The sequence below is a fragment of the Niabella aquatica genome (genome assembly GCF_054779315.1).
On sequence record NZ_BAAGYM010000015.1, the window covers coordinates 91,144 to 111,759 of the forward strand.

12 protein-coding genes are annotated in these 20,616 nt (G+C 44.7%); all 12 read right to left on the bottom strand.

Annotated elements, in window-relative coordinates:
- Positions 1-80: 80 nt before the first annotated feature.
- Positions 81-2,312, bottom strand: coding sequence for a beta-glucosidase BglX (gene bglX, locus ACYVBM_RS12935; protein WP_460686087.1), 2,232 nt, complete (start codon positions 2,310-2,312; stop codon positions 81-83).
- Between the two features lie 256 nt (positions 2,313-2,568).
- Positions 2,569-4,290: a GMC oxidoreductase gene (locus ACYVBM_RS12940; RefSeq protein WP_460686088.1), complete on the bottom strand. Its 1,722-nt coding sequence runs from the start codon at positions 4,288-4,290 to the stop codon at positions 2,569-2,571.
- 734 nt (positions 4,291-5,024) lie between these two features.
- On the bottom strand, positions 5,025-6,293 hold the full coding sequence (locus tag ACYVBM_RS12945; RefSeq protein WP_460686089.1) for a glucoamylase family protein: 1,269 nt from the start codon (positions 6,291-6,293) through the stop codon (positions 5,025-5,027).
- Positions 6,277-7,632, bottom strand: a complete 1,356-nt coding sequence (locus tag ACYVBM_RS12950; protein ID WP_460686090.1) for a glucoamylase family protein — start codon at positions 7,630-7,632, stop codon at positions 6,277-6,279. Before ACYVBM_RS12950 ends, ACYVBM_RS12945 begins: the two co-directional genes overlap by 17 nt.
- A gap of 299 nt (positions 7,633-7,931) precedes the next feature.
- Positions 7,932-8,945, bottom strand: a complete 1,014-nt coding sequence (locus ACYVBM_RS12955) for a family 43 glycosylhydrolase (protein ID WP_460686091.1) — start codon at positions 8,943-8,945, stop codon at positions 7,932-7,934.
- A 30-nt stretch (positions 8,946-8,975) separates the two neighbouring features.
- Positions 8,976-9,407: a DUF3788 family protein gene (locus ACYVBM_RS12960; RefSeq protein WP_460686092.1), complete on the bottom strand. Its 432-nt coding sequence runs from the start codon at positions 9,405-9,407 to the stop codon at positions 8,976-8,978.
- A 14-nt stretch (positions 9,408-9,421) separates the two neighbouring features.
- The gene (locus tag ACYVBM_RS12965; protein WP_460686093.1) at positions 9,422-11,398 is read right to left on the bottom strand and encodes an alpha-L-arabinofuranosidase C-terminal domain-containing protein; all 1,977 of its coding nucleotides are present in this window, start codon (positions 11,396-11,398) and stop codon (positions 9,422-9,424) included.
- 107 nt (positions 11,399-11,505) lie between these two features.
- The gene (locus ACYVBM_RS12970; protein ID WP_460686094.1) at positions 11,506-13,017 is read right to left on the bottom strand and encodes a family 43 glycosylhydrolase; all 1,512 of its coding nucleotides are present in this window, start codon (positions 13,015-13,017) and stop codon (positions 11,506-11,508) included.
- A gap of 100 nt (positions 13,018-13,117) precedes the next feature.
- Positions 13,118-14,689: a RagB/SusD family nutrient uptake outer membrane protein gene (locus tag ACYVBM_RS12975; protein WP_460686095.1), complete on the bottom strand. Its 1,572-nt coding sequence runs from the start codon at positions 14,687-14,689 to the stop codon at positions 13,118-13,120.
- 24 nt (positions 14,690-14,713) lie between these two features.
- Positions 14,714-18,019: a TonB-dependent receptor gene (locus ACYVBM_RS12980; RefSeq protein ID WP_460686096.1), complete on the bottom strand. Its 3,306-nt coding sequence runs from the start codon at positions 18,017-18,019 to the stop codon at positions 14,714-14,716.
- A 194-nt stretch (positions 18,020-18,213) separates the two neighbouring features.
- Positions 18,214-19,353, bottom strand: coding sequence for a FecR family protein (locus tag ACYVBM_RS12985; protein WP_460686097.1), 1,140 nt, complete (start codon positions 19,351-19,353; stop codon positions 18,214-18,216).
- Positions 19,354-19,492: 139 nt separating this feature from the next.
- Positions 19,493-20,080, bottom strand: a complete 588-nt coding sequence (locus ACYVBM_RS12990; RefSeq protein WP_460686098.1) for an RNA polymerase sigma factor — start codon at positions 20,078-20,080, stop codon at positions 19,493-19,495.
- Positions 20,081-20,616 lie beyond the last annotated feature (536 nt).

The window sequence follows — 20,616 nt, forward strand, 5'->3', positions numbered from 1 at the left end:
CGCGCCTTTGCAATGCTAAGAAAAAAAATCCGACCCCGTTTAAACCGGAAGGCATTTTTAAGAGTGTTATCTCCGCTACTTTACTTGTTCCAGGTTATTTTTTTAGTACTTACATTGCCCGAGTGTGCACCTATCATTACCTCGAAGTCACCAGCTTCCCAATCATAGTTTAAATCATCGTCATAAAACTTCAGCAACTCGGTTGTAATATCAAAGCTCACCTCTTTTGTTTCACCTTTCCTGATCATTAATTTTTTAAAGCCTTTTAGTTCTTTTACCGGGCGCACCACTTTACCCACTAAATCCCGGATGTATAGCTGTACCACTTCTTCTCCATCATAATTACCTGTATTGGTAACGGATATGGTTGCTTTCACTATCTGGTCGCCTTTTGCACTGCTGTGGCTTAGCTTCATATCATGATATTTAAACTGGGTATAGCTCAATCCATAACCAAAGCAGTACCTGGGATATAAAGAAAGATCGATGTAAGAAGAACGGTAAAACCTGTCGCTATCTCCATGGGCAGGACGGCCGGTATTGTAATGATTATAATAAATAGGAATCTGCCCTTCGGATAAAGGAAAGCTCATAGGTAGTTTGCCTGCCGGATTATAATCGCCGAACAATACATCTGCAATGGCATTGCCGGCCTGCGTGCCCAACCACCAGGTGTACACAATAGCGGGAACATGATCGGCCGTCCAGTTAAAAATAAGCGGGCGACCCGCATTCATCAGCACTATTACTGGTTTGCCCGTGGCGTAAACAGCCTGAATTAATTTTTCCTGTACGCCCGGCAAGCCAATGCTGCTGCGGCTTTTGGCCTCCCCGCTCATATCCCTTGCTTCGCCCACGCTTAGGATTACTATGTCTGCCTGCACTGCCGTAGCTACAGCCCCGGCAAACATACTGGTGTCTGCATCGTTGATATTGCACCCCTTTGCATATAATAAACGGCTGCCTGTACTAAGTTTATTTTTTACACCATCCCACTGTGTTACAATCCTGCTGCTGTCATCCGGCCATTCCAAACTCCAGAAACCGAGGTTATCTTTTACGGCTTTTACAAAAGGGCCGATAAAGGCAATGGTTTTTGTGGCCTTGCTTAAAGGCAATAGTTGCTGCTCATTCTTTAATAATACAATACTTTTCCTGGCTACATCTCTTGCGATAGCAGCATGTTCAGGATTATCGAAATTTTCTTTGCTGCGGGCAGGGTTGGAAAACTTAAACGGGTCATCAAACAGCCCCATTTTAAATTTCATTATTAAAATTCTTCTCACTGCATCATCTATCAAAGCTTGCGGCACTTTTTTTTCCTCTACCAACTTCCCCAGGTAATCTTTATAACTACGGCTTTCCATATCCATATCGCTGCCGGCGATAATGGCTTTGCAGGCAGCCTCCTTATTATCTTTTGCAAAACCATGCTGTATCATTTCTCCAATGGAGCCCCAGTCACTTACTACAAAACCTTTGAAGCCCCATTGTTTCTTAAGAATATCTCTTTGAAGATACGCGTTGCCGGTGGCAGGTATGCCGCTGATATCATTAAAAGCATTCATAAAGGTAGCTACGCCTGCTTCGGCTGCAGCTTTAAAGGGCGGGAGGTATACTTCCCATAATTGCCGCCTGCTCATATCTACTGAATTATAATCTCTACCCCCTACAGCAGCGCCGTAAGCTGCAAAATGCTTGGCACAGGCCATTACAGCATCTGTACTGCCGGGACCATTACCCTGGAACCCTTTTACGCGGGCTGCTGCAATAGCACTTCCCAGAAAAGGATCTTCACCGGCACCTTCCATTACCCGGCCCCAACGGGGGTCGCGGCTGATATCTACCATTGGCGCAAATGTCCAGTGCACGCCATCGGCGGCGGCTTCTTTGGCAGCAATCCTGGCAGACTGGTAAATAGCCTCTATGTCCCAGCTGGCTGCTTCGGCTAATGGAACAGGAAAAGTAGTGCGATAGCCGTGGATTACATCCTGGCCAAATAGTAAAGGAATTTTCAGGCGGCTTTTTAAAGCTTCCTTCTGTAATTCAACCGTATGCTCAATACCTGTGATGTTCAGCATAGCGCCTAACATGCCCTGCTGTATCTGCTTCACCTTATCATCGTCTTTAGTGATAGGCCCGGTATATGACCAGTCGCCGGAGTATTGATTTAACTGGCCCACCTTTTCCTGCAAGGTCATTTTTTTCAGCAATGCTTCTGCTCTTTGTTCGGGAGATAACTGCGCCGAAATACCCACTGTGAAAAGTGTGCTACACAGCCAAAGGATCCCTTTTTTCAAACTTCGTTGCACGATTATTTATTTTTAAAAATGAAAAGATAATGCTTAACATAATTTATCAGCATGATAGTAAAGCAACCAATGCAACCATACCTGATGGTACCCATTCTCCATTTTTAATATGATTTACTTTATATATCAATACTGATGCTAACTAAGTCGCTCGTTTCAGCTTTACCTGCGAAGCGTGCCGAAAGGACTGTTTTGAACCGTTCATTTATGGTATTCCTATTGCGCTTTCAGCTTTGCTGCATAAACAGGGGCGCTGCTACAGGTTTCCTTTCTTCAGTTGCTGTACGGCATAGTCTGCAGCTCTTGCTGTAAATGCCATATACAAAATGGAGGGGCTTTGGTTACCCGTGCTGGTCATGCAGGCACCATCGGTTACCAATACATTGCTGCAATGATGCAGTTGGTTATACCTGTTGAGCATGGAGGTTTTAGGGTCGTTGCCCATACGAACGCCACCCATTTCATGAATATCCAATCCAGGTGCCTGTTTGCTGTCTCTTACCTGGATATCTTTTACACCGGCAGCGCTTAGCATCAACTCGCCCTGCTCCAGGAAGTCTGCCACCATTTTATCATCATTGTCATCGTAGTCTACCGAAGTAATTAATAAAGGAATACCCCATTCATCTTTTTTATCTTTACTCAACCGCACGTGGTTGGATGCTTTGGCAATGGTTTCGCCCTGCATGTACATGTATGCGCTCCAGCGGCCCGGTTCGCTCATAGCTTCTTTATACTCTTTGCCGATGGTTACATCAAGGCCGTACTCATTAAACATTTCCCGGCCTGCGCCGGAATATATTGTATACCCGCCCACAAAATCAGCATCCCGTTGTTTCACATTTCTGAAATTGGCCACAATACATTCTGCCGGCTTGGATACCTTATAATATTTATCTTCAAAACCATCAATATATCCGTTCATACTGCCCCGATAATTATGAAAACAAATATATTTACCCAGTACACCACTGTCATTTCCCAAACCATCCGGGAAACGATGTGATGTTGAGTTTAACAGGATGAGGTTGGTATTTAAAGCAGAGGCATTGACGAAAATCATTTTTGCAAAATATTCAGTCGCCTTATGTGTTACCGCGTCTATGACCCTTACTCCTGAGGCTTTTTGCTTTTGCTCGTCGTAAATAATGGAGTGCACCACGGCGTGAGAACGTAATGTAAGATTACCGGTTTTTTCTGCCCAGGGCAATGTAGAGGAGTTGGAGCTGAAGTAACCACCAAACGGGCAGCCACGCATACATAAATTGCGGTTCTGGCATTGCATCCGCTCCTGCGCTTTATGTATATCTTTTAATTCTGTAATATGCGCCCAGCGCCCTGAAACATAATGGCGGCCAAACTTTTCTTTTATTACTTTCTGCAGATGCTGCTCTACACAGTTGAGTTCATAAGCCGGCAGAAACTCTCCATCCGGCATAGATTCAATACCTTCTTTATTGCCACACACGCCGATAAATTTTTCTACATGGCTGTACCAGTCTTTGATGTCATTGTAACCAACAGGAAAGGAAATGCCATAACCATAACGTTCGGGCGCAGTAAAATCGTATTCGCTCCAGCGGGCGCAGGCACGCCCCCATGTTAAGGATTTGCCGCCTACCTGGTAGCCGCGTATCCAGTCGAAAGGTTTTTCCTGGATATAAGGATGGTCATTGTCTTTTACAAAAAACTGCATAGTAGCTTCGTCATATCCTGCCGCCCTGGAAATTAAAGGGTTTTCTTTTTTCACCGCTTCTGTAATCCAGCCCCGGTGCGACATTTGCCAGCGGGGCAGGTTGGCAGTTGTATAATCCACAATATGCTTCACGGCTCTTCCCCGTTCCAACACCAATGTTTTCAGTCCCTTTTCGCAAAGCTCTTTGGCCGCCCATCCGCCGCTGATGCCACTGCCAATAACAATAGCATCGTAAGTATGTGCTTCTTTACCCGAAGCATTGATGTTGAGAAGATGAGTCATGATTATTTATTTTATAAATGGAGTTAAAAATTTATATCAACGCGTTTTTTAAACACCTGTTACCCATACTGAAAGCACTGGTGCCTGTAACCAGACACACGATCGCAAACAATAATACACATAAAACGGGCGCTGGTCTTCGCAGCAGATTTTTCCATTCCTGTAAAAATCAATACAGAACATGGTACCGGCAATTAACACAAGAGCCCCGCTCTCTTAAACAATCTTAAAAAAATAACAAGCTATCCACAAGTTCGGCATTTTTATCCAGATAAGCCATCGACTACGGGGCAAATGCATCCGGTTTTGAAGACTTTTATGTTTTATATCAGGCCTTGTGGAGTTCTCAGCATACCAGTCCTTACTTTTATAATCCTTTCCACCCTTCAGGCTTGTTGCAATGATTATACAAAATGTATGGCAACCCGCTTAAACCCTGAAAGGAGGACATTATTTGACCCGTTACCGATTATACCATTTAAGCGTGTGTTTTTTTCATATTACAATACCTGCTACAAACTTACGATTGGCCTGGCGAATGACGCACCTGCATACATCCGATTCTTTTCAATGGAAGAATAAGGAATTCTGTGTTAAGAGTCTCGGTATACTATGATTGAATGTACGTACCGTGATACCGGTTAAAGTTTAAAAAATCTTTTGAAACCACCCTTGCCTATAGCCAATGGGCTCACGGATTACTATTTTTAATCCCCCTAAACGATGTTACGATCTTATTCAAAGTAAGTACTGGTAAACCCCAATTTTTTTAAACCATTTTGTATGTCTGGCACACTCATAAATAAGTTCCATAGCAGACCTGTCCGGTAATTCTCTATCATTATAATAGTGATGCCCTGGTTAATCGCCAGGTAAGAATCAGCATACCAGTTGTGCGTTTCATTAAAGCTATCTGTAAAGCCATAGCCGCCGAAAATTTTATCGCCCAGGTTTTCATAAAAATGCCGCAGGGCGGCAAGCGATGCTTTTGGCAGATAAGGCATACTGGCCAGGGAAGCGGAGCAGCATATAGTACCGTTGTTCTTTAGAGGAGACTGTTCGTGATATGTTTTCTTATAATCGCAGGCAGATAAACCCCAGGACCGTCTGCTGTAGCCTTTGAAGCCGGAAGGATTATCTACACAATAGCGGTAATTGATGGTAACATGTGCCAGGTTTTGTTTTCCATAATCTGCATAGGCATCTTTTAATCCCCGCGGATCTAACCCGGCAAAACCGAAATGCGCAAAGAACAACGGGCCGCCTAAATCGGGGCCCAACGGGAGCACGGTATTATAGAACTTCTTCCCGTTTTTCAAACCGCCGTTGTGTGCCCAACCGTTATCATATACTTTTTTAGATATACTGTATTCAGGCGATGCAGCGGCCAGTATATAAGTAATTAGGGCCTCATTATATCCTTGAATCCGGAGGTTCATTTTCCACTGATGTTGTGGGCTCCAATGCCAATAAAGTACATCACGGCCGCGTGTAAACCAGCTCCATTCTACGTTTTCCCAAAGTGCTGAGATGCACTTCCTGATCAATTTTTCTTCTTTACTTCTCTTCGAAAAATACTGCCGTGCCGCCAGCAAACCCTGAAACAGCAAAGATGTTTCTACTATATCTGCACCATCATCTTTTTTGCTAAAAGGTATAGTTCGCCCGGTGTTGCCATCCAGCCAATGAGAGAAAGCTCCATGGTATTTTTCTGCTCCCTGCAGGAATGAAAGTATTTTTTGCATCCGGGCTATTGCGTCTACCCGTTGAATCCACCTGCGCTCCACAGCCACCAGGATGGCCATAATGCCAAAGCCAGAGCCTCCCGTAGTCACCACATTTTCATAATTCTCCCTGCTACGTTCCCGCGCCATACCCGAATTAGGCTCAGCATATTCCCAGAAGTATTTAAACGTTTGGCGCTGCACCAGCTCCAGCAATTCATCATCGCTCACTTGTGCTTCTTTGTTTTCCCCGGAAGCGCTTTTACTGATGGTACTCACTTGTAAAACCCAGCTTTTTCAATCCATTTTTTACTTCGGTACAATTCATGAAAAGATCCCATAACAATCCCGTCCTGTAATTTTCTATCATTACTACAATCGGGCCCTGGTCGATAGCAAGATGAGAGCTTGCATACCAGCTTTTGGTTTCATTAAAGGCATCTGTAAAACCATACTCCCTCCATATTTTATCACCAAGCTCATTATAAAAATAGCGCAATGCCTTCATAGATTTATCGGGTGTGTAAGGAAAAGCAGACAAGGCCGCTGTTGGAGTAATAGTACCATTATCATTGACAGGAGAGTGCGCGTCATAACCGTTAGGGTCATCGCTGGCTGTAAGTCCCCAGCTATTTTCTCCATAACCTTTGAAGGCTTTAGGATTATCCACACAATAAGAATAGTTAATCAGCGTATGATTTTGATTTTGCTGCCAATAGTCTGCATACTGGTCTTTTAAACCTTTGGGGCTAAGGCCAAGAAATGAATAGTGAGAGAAAAACAATGGTCCGCCATAATCAAAACCCAAAGGCAACATATAGTTATAAAATGTTTTACCGTTTCTAAAGAAGTCGCTTTGCGCCCAGCCCCGGTGGTACACATTAGCGCTCACAGGATACCTGGTTGAGGATGCAGCCAGCACATAGGTAATCAAACATTCGTTAAAGCCACGTAATGGGAAATTCATTGCCCAGCCGTTATAAGGGCTCCAATGCCAGTATAATACTTCGCGGCCATCACGCGTAAACCAGTCCCATTCTATATCGTTCCACAAACCATTAATACGTCCACGCAGCTGCCGTTCTGTATCATTATCTGCATTGAAGTATTGCCTTGCACAAAGCAGCCCCTGGAATAAAAAAGCATTTTCTACCAGATCAGCACCATCATCCTTCCGGCTAAACGGAATGGTTTTCCCCGTCTCACCATTCAGCCAATGCGGGAATACACCATGATAAGCCTCTGCTTTATAAAGAAATTTTACCATTTTTAATAAAAACCGGGCTGCTGTATCTCTTTCAATCCATCCCCTGTTTACACCTGTAATAATAGCCATGATACCAAAGCCAGTGCCACCGGTAGTTACGACTTCCTGTCCGTAGTTAAAAGTTTCGTTACTGCGTTCGCGGGCCATACCACTTACGGGGTGTGCAAAGTCCCAGAAATAGCGCAGGGTTTGTTTTTGCACCAGATCCACCAGCGCAGAGTCAGAAATACGCTTATCGATCTTTAAGGTATAGGGTATAGATGCCGTTTTTTTTACAGCAGCTTTTTGGGCATTTGAATTCAATGGTGTGAACAACCATAAGAATACAAATGCAAACAAATAATTTTTCATGGCGGACTTTTTACTATTGGATATAATACAGACAGGAGCCACTGTTAAATGTGTACCGCTCCCTTAATTATTACCGCAAATATGGTAAAAAAGGATGGGCTATCCAACAATAACCAGTATCCAAGGAAAGGCCAGATAAATTATTGTTTCGGTCTATTGCCTACTTATCAACTTATCTGAAGTGATTATATTACTATTGTGCATTTCTCCGAACCGGTTTAAAAGAGATCTTACTTAATATCCTTTCGCAGACTATACTTACCAAAGTTAATCACCAAGAGGGCGATAGCCCCTATTATTTATTCTATTACAGGCCAGCCCTGTTGATCCCAGTCTATTTTTTTGATATGCAGTTTTGAACGCCCGTTGTCATTTCCATCATACCCGTGAAATACAAGATAGTCATTACCCTGATCGTTAACCACTGCATTATGACCAACACCGTGCCAGCGATCATTTCCCTTTACAACCAGCCGGCCGCCACCTTTGGCCATATCAATGCTTTTATCATCTAAATAGGGGCCTGTTATTTTTTCAGATCGTCCTGCGATCATTTTATAAGTGCTCCTCACGCCTTTGCAGCAATAATCAATAGAAGCAAAAAGATAGTAATACCCGTTCTTTTTAAAAATAAACGGCGCTTCTATGGCATTGCCTCCGGCGTCTTTAGGGTTATCTTCTATTGCAGGCGGATTGGGATCTCCCGGTGCTGATTTCCGGCTGGCAATGGTTGGAATTTCACTTACCTCCGCTGCTATGGAAAGCCGGTCTTTGCTTAGTTTCACTAACTTCAAACCATCCCAGAAAGAACCGAAGCTCATGTAAGCATCGCCTTTTTCATCGTCAATAATATTAGGATCAATGGCATTCCAGTTGGTAATGCCGGGATAAGATTGGATCACACGCCCATGATCGATCCATTTAAACCCCGGCGCAGCAGGATTTAATGTTTTATTGGTGGTTACCCCGATAGCCGAAGTGTTCTTTCCAAATGCTGATACGGAATAATACAGGTAATACAACCCTTTATGAAAATAAATATCAGGCGCCCATATATGTCCTTTAAACCCGGGAATGGTATCCACAGCCCATTGCGGCGCTTTATCAAAGACCGGCTTTTCACGTTGCCAGTGCTGCATGTCTTTAGATGACCATACCGATATACCAAAACCCGTTGTAAAGAGATAATAGGTATCGCCTTCTTTCATCATCACCGGGTCATGCACTCCTACATCATTTGTTTTGATAAGTTCCTGGGCCTCCAGGCCGGCTATCCAATAAAGAAAAGCCAGGAGTAAGAAAATATTTTTCATTGAAATAGAGGAAATAAAGATGCATTAAAATTAAAGCTGACTGATCTTATACTGCAGTACCTCTCTAAGATCAGTTAACTGTTCCTTATCACTGATGTCCATTGTCAAAGGCATCAGTTTACCTATCGGCGCAGCCTTGTCAAAACCGGTTTTAATTTCGTCGTTAACACGCAGGTTTTGAATGCCAGCGCCGGTTTTTGATGTAAAATAAAAGCCGAGTTTAATCAACTTTTCCCATACAGAAAGCCATACCACTGTTTTCTTTTTATGCTGCACCTTACAAAGCCATGCATTACCGTCTTTATAAAACTTCCACTCTTCTGTAAGATTCATTTCATCAAACAACTGCTGAACATTTCGGTAAACAGCCAACAATTTTTTACCCATCACATCGCTTAAAACATCATCTGAAGGCGCTGTGTCTGCATTTTTTAATAACTGTATGGCATTGGCCTGATCCATTGTATGGGTATACTTTATTTATACTTACATCTCAACACGGTCAATGAATAAGGTGCTAATGTAGTTTGTATTTTTCTGCCCTTCAAATTAATGTTTGTTGTAACCGGCGCTATTTCTTTGGGTTTCGCGATGGAGTTGACCTTTTCCAGATCGCCGGTAGCTAAAACCGTTACTGAGGCCTGTCTCGCCAGGCTCTTCACTCCCTGTACAGCAAAAGCCACTTCCCTGGCAGACGGATTGTAATTTACGATTTTTATAACTACTTCTCCCGTAGCAGCATCCACAACAGCCGAAGCAAAAAGGTTATCTTTGCCATCCACTATGCTGCCATTAGCTGTAAGCGGAACAATATCGGTACCTTTATTTAAAGAGAACAGTTGCTGCACATAGTAATTAGGTGTACCATATACATTCAGATTATCTACCCAGATCAGGTCGGGCGTCCACTGCCAGCCATCCACATGTGCAAACAGCGGCGCATAAGAGGCCATGCAAACCACATCAGCATTGCGTTCCAGGCCGGTTAAAAAAGCCGCTTCAGAAATGGCAGTTTTCCAGTTGTTCTTATTATCGGGTGAAACTGTCTTATCGCTTTGAGCTGCATATTCACCGGCAAAGATCTTAGGCCCGTTACGATCATAATGATCATAGCGGTTTACATTTTGCACAAACCATTCCGGCACGCGGTAATAATGCTCATCAATAATATCGGCTTTTAATTTACGCAGCTCCCCATTCAGATACTCAAAACGCTCGCCATCAGGATCGGTGCCGGAGCTGTACACTAATTTTATTTCGGGATATTTTGCCTTAATGGCTTTTTCAAAAAGCTTTAATCTTTCCACATATTGCGGACCCCAGTTCTCGTTACCCACACCTAGCATTTTTAAATGGAAAGGTGCAGGATGCCCCATATCGTTTCTTACTTTGCCCCATTTAGTGGTAACAGCCCCATTGGCAAACTCGATCAGGTCAAGCGCATCCTGTACATACTGAGCCATTTGATCCATAGGCACCAGTTCCGCTGTATTAAACTGGCAGGCCATGCCGCAGTTTAAAATAGGCAGGGGCTCAGCGCCGATGTCTTCTGCCAGCTGGAAGTACTCAAAAAATCCCAGGCCGAATGTCTGGTAATAGTCGGGCGTTGGCCTGTGGGCAAATTCGGTGTTCCAGCGGTTCACGATCAATTCACGTTCTTCTACCGGGCCAATGGTTTTCTTCCACTGGTAACGTACACTTAAATCGTGCCCTTCTACGATACAGCCGCCCGGAAAGCGGATGAAGCCGGGCTTCATATCGGCCAGTTTTTGTACCATATCCGCGCGCAGGCCGCCTGGGCGGTTCTTCCAGGTATCCTGCGGAAACAAAGAGAGCATATCCAGGTCAATTACGCCATTACCGGTAAACCCTACCCTGAATTTTCCTTTTAGTACCGTTTGGGAAGCGGCCAGCTCAACACTTTGTTGATGCCAGCCTTTGCCAGTGTTTTGCGGTACAAGATCGGCCGAGCCAATCACATTGCCCTGATCATTTAATAATTCCAGGTATATCTTCACGCCAGGTTGCACCTGCTGATACATCACCGAAAACGTATATTTCAAGCCTTCCTTAAATCCCATACCGCGAAAGCCTTCATTTACCAATGCTGCGGCTCCTTTACCCGCGTTCGATACATTTACGCGAAGGAACCGCGGATTGCTGGTTTTTTGTGCGCCGCGGTTCAGCACCTGCATATCGCCTTCTTGTATACCTGTTCCCTCCGGAGTCCAGCCCATCAATGGCTTGTAAAATTCAAAAGACCGGTTCTTTATCATTTCTGCATAAATACCCCCATCTGCCCCCATATTAATGTCTTCAAAAAATACGCCCCACATATTGGGGTTGATCTTCCCTTTAACCGCTTTCACATTCACATCAAACTGAAGCTCCTGGGTATTTCCAACATATCCGGCAACGATTGCTGCCACACAAAACAAAAGTTTCTTTATCATTATTATTTCTATTTTATTGAACCATCTGCAAAATATATGGCATCTTCATTGCGTCGCACCCTGCAGCTGCAAAATAATATCGGGCAGTTTATAACAGGCCTTTTAGATCAATTCACTTTTTTGAACCAAAGTCCCAGGCCACCACCATTATACCCTGTCATTACAATAGTCGATTCCTTCTTTTTTTCCCAATCCCTTTCGCGCGACACATGCAGCCTGTCTACAAACAAACCACCGGCCCAGCGCATCTCGAGGCGCGATGTAGCAGCATCGTACACCCAGGTATTATTAGGGTCGCCAAAAATGGTACCATCAGCATGAAGCATAGGATTAGTATCTACCGCCTTGTTGATATTGGGATCAGTTTGGGTTTCGGCATAGCCGGGCACACGTACATACCCGTGTACCACCTGCTCATATTCCCCTATCAGCTCATCTCTTGTTACAGCCGTTTGCGGCACATTGGCATAACGCTCCGGGCTTACCACAGGCCAGCCATTTTCCATCCAGAACATTTTGCGTACGTGCATCACCATATAATATTTATCTACAGCCGGGCGGCCCTGTGTAGCCATAAAATACTGTCCCTGCTCATTTTTAAACACTGAACAATGCGCTGTTCCCTGCCAGCCGGCATGCCCTTTAAATGCATAGGGGCCTAATACAATCTGGTCTGCATGGTCTGATTGTGTATCGGCATTTTCCCCGTTCCAGTCTACAAAGGGGCCTGCAGGGTTATCAGACCGGAACACACGCACATTATACTTGGTATCTATCCAGTCATAAGAAACAAACAGGTAATATTTTTTCTGATCGGCATTGTAAATAATTTCCGGCGCTTCTAAATTACCATTATACACACCATTGGTTCTACCACGGCGTACAATACGTGTACCCAGATCCCCGGTGGTAGCAGCCAGCCCGGTAGAGGGGTTGAGCTTTACAACAAATAAACCATCCCATGCAGAGCCATAGTACATATAATGATCGCCGGCAGGTGTCACTACTACAGAGGGATCAATAGCATTAGTTCCCGAACCTTCGGTTTTTGAAGTAACTGCCAGCCCTTTTTCTGTCCATGGTCCATCTAACGAACTGGCAGTAAGCAAACCTATAGCACTTACCCTGAAACCCGAAGATGCCAATGAATAGTACAGCCGGAACTCGCTGCCCACTTTCATAATATACGGGGCCCAGATACCATCATTGGGTGTGTAAGTATTGTTTATTCCTTTAATATAATCCACCGCCTGCTTAGGCAGGCCATCTACTGCCCAACCGCGGAACTCCCAATCTACCAGGTCCCTGGAACGGCGCACCATGATGCCGGGTTTTAATTGCTGGCCATAAGCCACATCAGTGCTGAAACAATAGTACCATTCTCCCTCTTTAATGACTGACGGATCGTGCAGGTTGTAAGGGCCCCATTGACCGGTAAAAGCATAGCTGGCTATGTTTCCATAAGTATCGTTAATGTTATTCACACTAAAAGGCTTGGGTTCAAAAATACCGGGGTCGGTTTCGGTAAGGGCCTGGCTGTCGAAACTGTTTTTGGTACAGGACCCAAAGCCAGAAAACATGATGAATCCTATAGTTGTATATAAAAGTATTTGCTTCATGGTAATTGTTTTGCTTCTCCTGAAAAATTTAAGTTACTCTTTGTTCCGGTGCGTAGGTACGCAAACCAGGATTCAGAAACTTATTGGTCGGACCAGGTTTTTAATTAGCGCTGTTCGGCGAAAGATTTTTGTTATTGTTCAATTCGCTGAAAGGAATTGGTAAATATTCCTTGCCGGGCTTCCAGCTGTTAAAGTCGGTATCGTTTTGCTTTAACTGGGCCAGCTTTGCTGCATCATACAGCCAGCCCCATCGGATAATATCATTAATACGCTGCCCTTCGATGGAAAATTCAAGTAACCTCTCGTGCGCAATCTGGTCACGCATTTGTTCCTGCGTCATATTCGGCTTTACTGTGGCCAGATCCCTTAAACTGGCACGGCTGCGAACCTGTTGAATATAGGAATAAGCCTCTGCAGTACGGTTCAGCTCGTTAAGCACTTCGGCATACATCAGCAAGATGTCAGCATAACGAAGCACCCGATAGTTGATGCCACCAGACTCGAAAGACTCTTTCTGATGCAGGCCCAAACCATCGTAAGTATATTTTCTTACATAAATAAGGCTGGTACTGGTATAAGGCCACGCCAAACCATATACGGTGGTAGAGTTATCGGCAGGCTCATAGGATGTAATGCTTGCCAGTAAGCGCGGATCACTTTTACCATCAACGGTTTGTTCAGATTTATAAGCATTATACAAAGATCGTGTAGGCTCGTAATCACTATAACCACCCCAGGTTTCACCAGGAGGTGCATAAGTTACCGCTACGGCACAGAACTGGCGCCAGTTGGCATTGGGTTCCCCTGTCCAGTTCCCATCAGTACCCCCTTCAGCGCTGAACTGCACTTCAAACAACGACTCTGCATTGTTCTCATTTGCCGTATTGAAGTTGCTGCGGTAACCGGGCATTAAAGCATAAATACCGTTTAGCTCGCCACCGGCTTTTACAAATTTTTCAAGCTGGGCAGCTGCTGCTGTATACTTCTTTGTGTACAAATATGCTTTTGCCAAAAGCCCTGCTGCTGCACCTTTGGTAGCACGGCCCTTTTGCCCGGCGTCAGGCCCTGAAACGCCGGTATAGGTAACCGGCAATAAGGTTTCGGCCTGCCTGAGGTCTTCAATAATCTGGTTCCAGACAGCTTCAGACGTGGCCGTTTCAGGATAATATTTATCAGCAGTGCTTTGCGGTTCGGTGATCAAAGGCACTTTCTGAAATGTATTAATGAGATTGAAGTAGGCCAGGGCCCTTAAAAAGTAGGCCTGCCCTAATACACGGTTCTTATGGCCTGCCTGAAAAAGATCGTCTGCAATGCCAGGCACATATTGCAGTACCTGGTTAGCCCGGTTTACAATAATGTAATGATCGCGCCAGATCCATTCCACCGGGGCCGAATTGCTGGGTATAGTAAACCGGCCCACCAGTTCCAGGTCGCTCCAGGGGCTGTTACCCTGCATATCATCGCCCCGGCTATCGCTGAGACCGGGAAAAGAGCGTGTATACGTACCTTCCAGCGCCAATGCATTGTACACGGCAATAATGCCGGCATCTGCATGGGCAGGTGTTTGCCAGAATGTTCCGGTAGTGGGATAATTGGGATTATACAGATCCAGCTTTTTATCACAGGCAATAAGCACCGCCGAAGCCAGAATGAATATGAATAGTCTTTTCATTTTTTACAATTTTTGATGAACACTTTAGAAACCTACCTGGATACCAAAAAGAATGGTTCGGGGCTTGGGAAAAGAGCCGTTGTCTAAACCGGGAGTAAATACGCCGTACGCATAATCGGGATTGTACGCCTTATATTTCTGGAAGGTGTACAGGTTTTGCGTAGTAATATAAAAACGCATATTAGACACATAACGGATGCTGTTCAGGGGCAGGGTATAGCCTAAAGAAACCGTATTGACGCGCAGAAAAGTACCATCCTGCAGCCATCCTTCCCGGTCAGAGCTTTCCCAGTTCCGGTTAGGGTCGGCCCATATCAGGCGTGGGATATTGGTTTCTGTATTTACCGATGTGTAACGGCTCAGCATATCCTGGTGGTAGTTAGCATCACCGCCGCTGTGCATAAGGTCGCGGTACAGGCGGCTGTTGATAAGATATTTACCGGCACCTGAAGCAAAAAAAGTGAAATCAAAATTTTTATAGGCGGCATTGAAAGTCAAACCATAATTAAATTTGGGCAGGCCGCTTCCGAGGTCGGTGCGGTCATCATCATTGATAAACCCGTCATTATTAATATCCTTATAAATAACGTCTCCTACCCCGGCGCCGTCAAACTGTCGGGGATGAGCATCTACCTGCTCCTGTGTTTTAAAAATACCTTCCGTAATGAAACCATAATGGCGACCCACCTCCTGGCCTACTTCGGTACGAAAAGCGCCGTCTATCCTTGCTTTTACATTATTACCAAGGTTGAGCACCTTATTTTTTATGGTAGTGAAATTGGCGCCTACATCGAAAGTGAAATCGCCCTGCGATTTATGATACATCAGCGCAAACTCAAAACCGCTGTTACGCAATGAACCGGCATTTACAATCGGCGCGGCATTGATAGAGCCTACCGTAAGCGGAATGGGAATAGGCACTAAAATATCACGACTTTCGCTGTTGTAGTATTCTGCCGAAAGATCAAACCTCCGATTGAACAGCTGGGCGTCAAGGCCAATATTAGCGGTGATGCGCTCTTCCCATTTCAGGTCCGTAGTTACCACGCTCGTTTGCGTACCGCCCAGCATGCGCTGCCCGTCGAAAGTATATACCACCGAAGGATTGATCACCGCCTGGTACAAATAATCACCAATATTTTCATTGCCCAGTTTACCCCAGCTTGCCCGCAGTTTCAGATCGGAAACGATCCCATCGGTTTGAGGGAAGAAACTTTCGTTGGTCAAACGCCAGCCGGCGGCAAATGCGGGGAAATAACCTACCCTGTATTGAGGAGCAAACCGGGAAGAAGCATCACGGCGTAAAGTGGCCGTTAATAAATACCTGTCATCAAAGTTATAATTCAGCCTGCCGAGATAAGAGGCCAGTGCGTTATGCAATTCCAAGCTATTGGCATTGGTTTCCTCGGCATTTCTTAAAGAAGCGAAGTGCTCATCCTGGAAGCCCTGGCCTGTTGTTTGGGTAAGCCAGTAAGCGTTTTTCTGGTACATCTGCCCTAACAGGAAAGAAAGATTATGGCTGTTTACATTCAAATCGTAAGTAAGTGTATTTTCAATTAACTGGTTTTCGTATTTCCGGTTGTTATCAGTAAGACGATTAATATTATTGATAAAGAAATAACCCAGGTTAAACTTGGGCGTGAAGGTGTAGTCCCTGATCTGATTAACATCATAGCCCAGGTTCAGCCTGTATTTTAAATTGTGCCGTGCTGATCTGATCAGCGCTATTTCCGACCATAAGTTAGTAGTAAGCCGGCCAACAGTAGTGTTGTTTTTGATCAGGCTGTTAAAGCCTATACCGTTCAAAGAAATGGCATCGTGCAGATCGCTGGATGTACCCCCATAACCACCCAGCCGTGCAGCGTCGTACAGCTTCATGGTAGGGATGGCAAATACCAGGTCATTGATCAACGGAGGTCTGCCTCCGGCAAGGATACCGTCTCCTGTTACTAATGCGTTTTCCTTTGAATGCGCATAAGCCACTGTCTGGCCAAATTTAAAACGCCCTCTTTCCTGCGTGGTATTGATGCGGCCGGTATACCGCCTGTAATCGGGACCGTTACCTACAAAAGTTCCTTTGTTATCGAACAGGTCAAAAGAAATGTTATAGGTATTATATTCACCCCCTCCGCTCAGATTCAGGTTATGATTTTGCCTGGAGCCATTTTTAAGGCCTTCTTTCTGCCAGTTGGTATTGACATCGGTAATAAAGCGCGGAGAGTTCGGGTCATTACCCGGTGCCAGCGGTTTATTACTCGAGTTGTAACGCGCTTCATTGTTCAGCGCCTGGTAATTGTGCGCATTGGTAACCGGGATGATCTGCCATACTTTATCAACCCCGTAGTAGGCGCCGTACTCCACTTTCATCGGTGTGTTTTTCCTGCCTTGTTTAGTAGTGATGATGATAACACCATTTGCTGCCCGTGAACCATAAATAGCGCCGGCAGACGCATCTTTTAACACCTGCATGGATTGAATATCGTTAGGATTCAACTCACGTGGTACGCCGCTCAAGGGAATGCCATCCACCACATATAATGGATCCGAATTACCAAAGGTAGAAGTGCCCCGCAGCTTTACCTGCGGAAAAGCGCCGGGCTGCCCGTCGCCGGTAACGGAAATGCCTGCTACCCGGCCCTGAAGCATATTACCCACATCATTGGTGGATAATTTTTTTGCATCCGTCATTTCAACAATAGCCACGGCACCGGTAATATCTTTTTTCTTTTGAGCACCGTAGCCTACTACTACGATCTGCTCCAGCTTATTCTCGAGCGGAGTAAGCACAAGGTTCAGGTCTTCTGTACCGGTGATACTTATTTCCAAAGTCTGGTACCCCACATGACTGACCTCCAGCACCTGGCCGGTTTGTACATCTATCGCAAATCCTCCGTTTATATCGGTTTTGGTGCCAATATCCAGGCCTTTTATACGTACCGACGCACCGGCAAGCGCTACCCCGTCCGTATTGAGCACTACTCCTTTTACGGGCGGGGCATATACTTTTTCCTCCTGATCGGTACTACCATCTGCAGTATGGTTTTTTTGCAGAATGATTGTTTTGTTTTCGATGATAAAGCCGAGGCGGGTATCCTTTAATACGAGCTCCAGGTATTCTTTAAACGGCATGTTTTTAACATTCACGGACAGCTTATTATCAGTGGTTAACATATCCCTGTTGTAAATTATATAGTAGCCGGTTTGCTTTTCAACCGGTTCAAGGGCCTTTTTCAGGGAAATATGACTGCCGCTGAACGTAATTTTCTGGGAGTACCCTTTTGCCCCGGCATGCATACAAAACGCCAACAACAATATGGCCGTTATCCTCATAATACGTATGTTTTTTTTCGTGAGAACGGAATTAGTAATGGCTGCAATCCCGCTTCTGCAAATCGTTAATAATTGCATACTTTTGAATTGTTTTAAGCAATAAATGAAAGATGGTTTACTTCTGTTTTTTTGTTTGAAACAAATAGCCGTCGTGCCTGGCCGCATGACGGTTTTTGCTTATAGCATCTGCTTTTTTACTTTACATATAAAATTTTGTTTTTTAAGGTGAATGTTACGCCCATGGCTTTAAGGGCTGTTAGTACCTGCGACAGGCTGAGGTCCCGGCCCATTCTTCCTCCGAATACGATCTGCGGCACTTCTGCGGTGTACACAACTTTTATATCATACCACCTGGACAGCTCCTGCATTACTTCGGGTAAGGATACATTCTCAAAATCAAAAACACCATTTTTCCAAGCCGTGATGTGGTCTACATCTGCCTTTTCCACTAATTTCAGATCTTTCGTTTTTGTATGAGCCACCACCAGCTGCCCAGGCTTCATCAGTATGTTCTTAGCTCCTGATCTGAAACGAAGCGATCCCTCCACCAGCGTAGTGGCAGTCTTATCCTGATCATTGTATGTATTGATATTAAAGCGTGTGCCCAGCACCTGCACCTCTGTATTTTTAGTTATCACCCGGAAAGGTTTTGCTTTATTTTTAGCTACTTCAAAAAACGCTTCACCACTCACGGTAACACGGCGCTCCTTCCCGTTAAATACGGCAGGATATTCAATAGCGCTTGTAGCGTTGAGCCAAACCTTTGTTCCGTCTGATAATACTATCTGGAAATGCCGGCCACCGGGTGTTACTATTTTATTGATCCCGGCTGATTGTTCTGCTTCACCGGCTTGTGCATATACCAGCTCATCGTGATGCAGCCGGATAGGCTGCCCCTGTTCGTAAGCAATGATACCTTCTTTAGCACCATCAAGCACTAGCTGCCTGCCATCAGCAAGCGTGAGGATAGCACCAGACTTTGCAGGCTGCACATCGTTGTGCACGGAAAGTTCTTTTGCCAATGCATCTCCGGGTACTCCTTTTTGTTTATTGCTAAAGTACAGGTACCCCGCTGCCGAAACAATGATCAGCAATACGACCGCAGCCCTGAAAATACGCATCACCGGTACCCGCCTGTTTAATGGGGTTAAAGACCGGGCCTGTGCTGTTTCAGCGCGTAAATTTTCCCATACAGCCCACATATCATCAGACAATGCCTCCTCTGTACCGGGAGTATTCAGCCAATCAAGCAGAGCCTGCTGCTCTTCTGCTGTAGCAATTCCGTTCAACCATTTTTTGTAAAGCGCTGAGACCTCTTCCGGCAAGCTGTTCATTGATGTATTTTATATACAGGACAACACCAATGAGTAAAAGGGGGAGTGGCGGAAAAAATTTTTTAGTTCCGAAAGCGGCTGTATTATACCTAACAGGAAACGGGCTTAGCGGTTGATGGCAATTGGCTTTATAAGAAGGCTAAACAAGCTGGTGTATAAAAAAACATGCGTACAACAAAATATCTGCATGCTGAAGTACGTAAAACTTTATTACACGGTTCGCGGATTGCAAATGGCTTTTTACGGTTTCCCGGCCTATATTCATAGCGGCGGCTATCTGCTCATAGGTAAGCTTCTTATAGCGGCTCATGATCCATATTTGCCTCTGGCGGTCAGAAAGCTGGCTAATGGCCGCTTCCACCAGCTGAAGCTGTGCGCTATGTTCATCTTCCAGGCCTTGCATAGCATCTTTGTGCAATAGACTCCATTCCCTGTTTCTGGCGGTTTCCCTGAGCTCCCGCTTCATTACATTGATAGCCTGATGCTTACAGAGCACAAAGAGGTAGCGATTGAGATCCTGGATGCTACAGGCCGTTTCTCTTTTTTGCCATAGCTGCATAAAAACATCATTTGCAATTTCAGATACCCAGTCTTTCCGGCTGGTATGCTTCGAGATAAAATGATACACTAATGCGTGATAATGCTGCACGATGCAGGCGAATGCTTTTTCATCGCCCTGTGACATACGTAGGACAAGCTCTTTTTCGTTATATATGATCTTTGTCACAGCCGGATTTTAAATTTTCATCATGGCGCTGCTAAAAAATGCCTCTTTAAAGCGATCTCTGAACCTTCATCGCAGCAATCAATCCCAAACAAATATAAATGTTATTTTGACTTTTATTATTTTTTTTTGAATTGTTTCACAAAAAATTCAGACTGTGGTAATGTAAGGCCGGTATAGCTGCGAAAAGATACCGGAACCTGTTTAGGCTGGACAGCAATTCCCATTACCGATATCTCAATGAGTTGAATATAACATTTTGCTGTATGCAGGGAGTTGTGTTAAGGTGTCAAAACTTAGGGTAGGAAAACAAAAGGGGCTGTCTGTGGCTTGGAAACAAGACCACTCTTTTGAGTTTGCATTTGGCAACCTGTAAAAAATAATACATGAAATTGCAGCTTGCAATGGCAATGTCTGCTAAGAGAAGATTGTTTTTACAGGGCCTGAAAAAGAATTGCACCAGCCAAAAGCTGATGCAATATTGAATTTTTTAAAGTTTTTAACACTCGTGGCTTGGTTTTCAACATAGAAGACAGCCC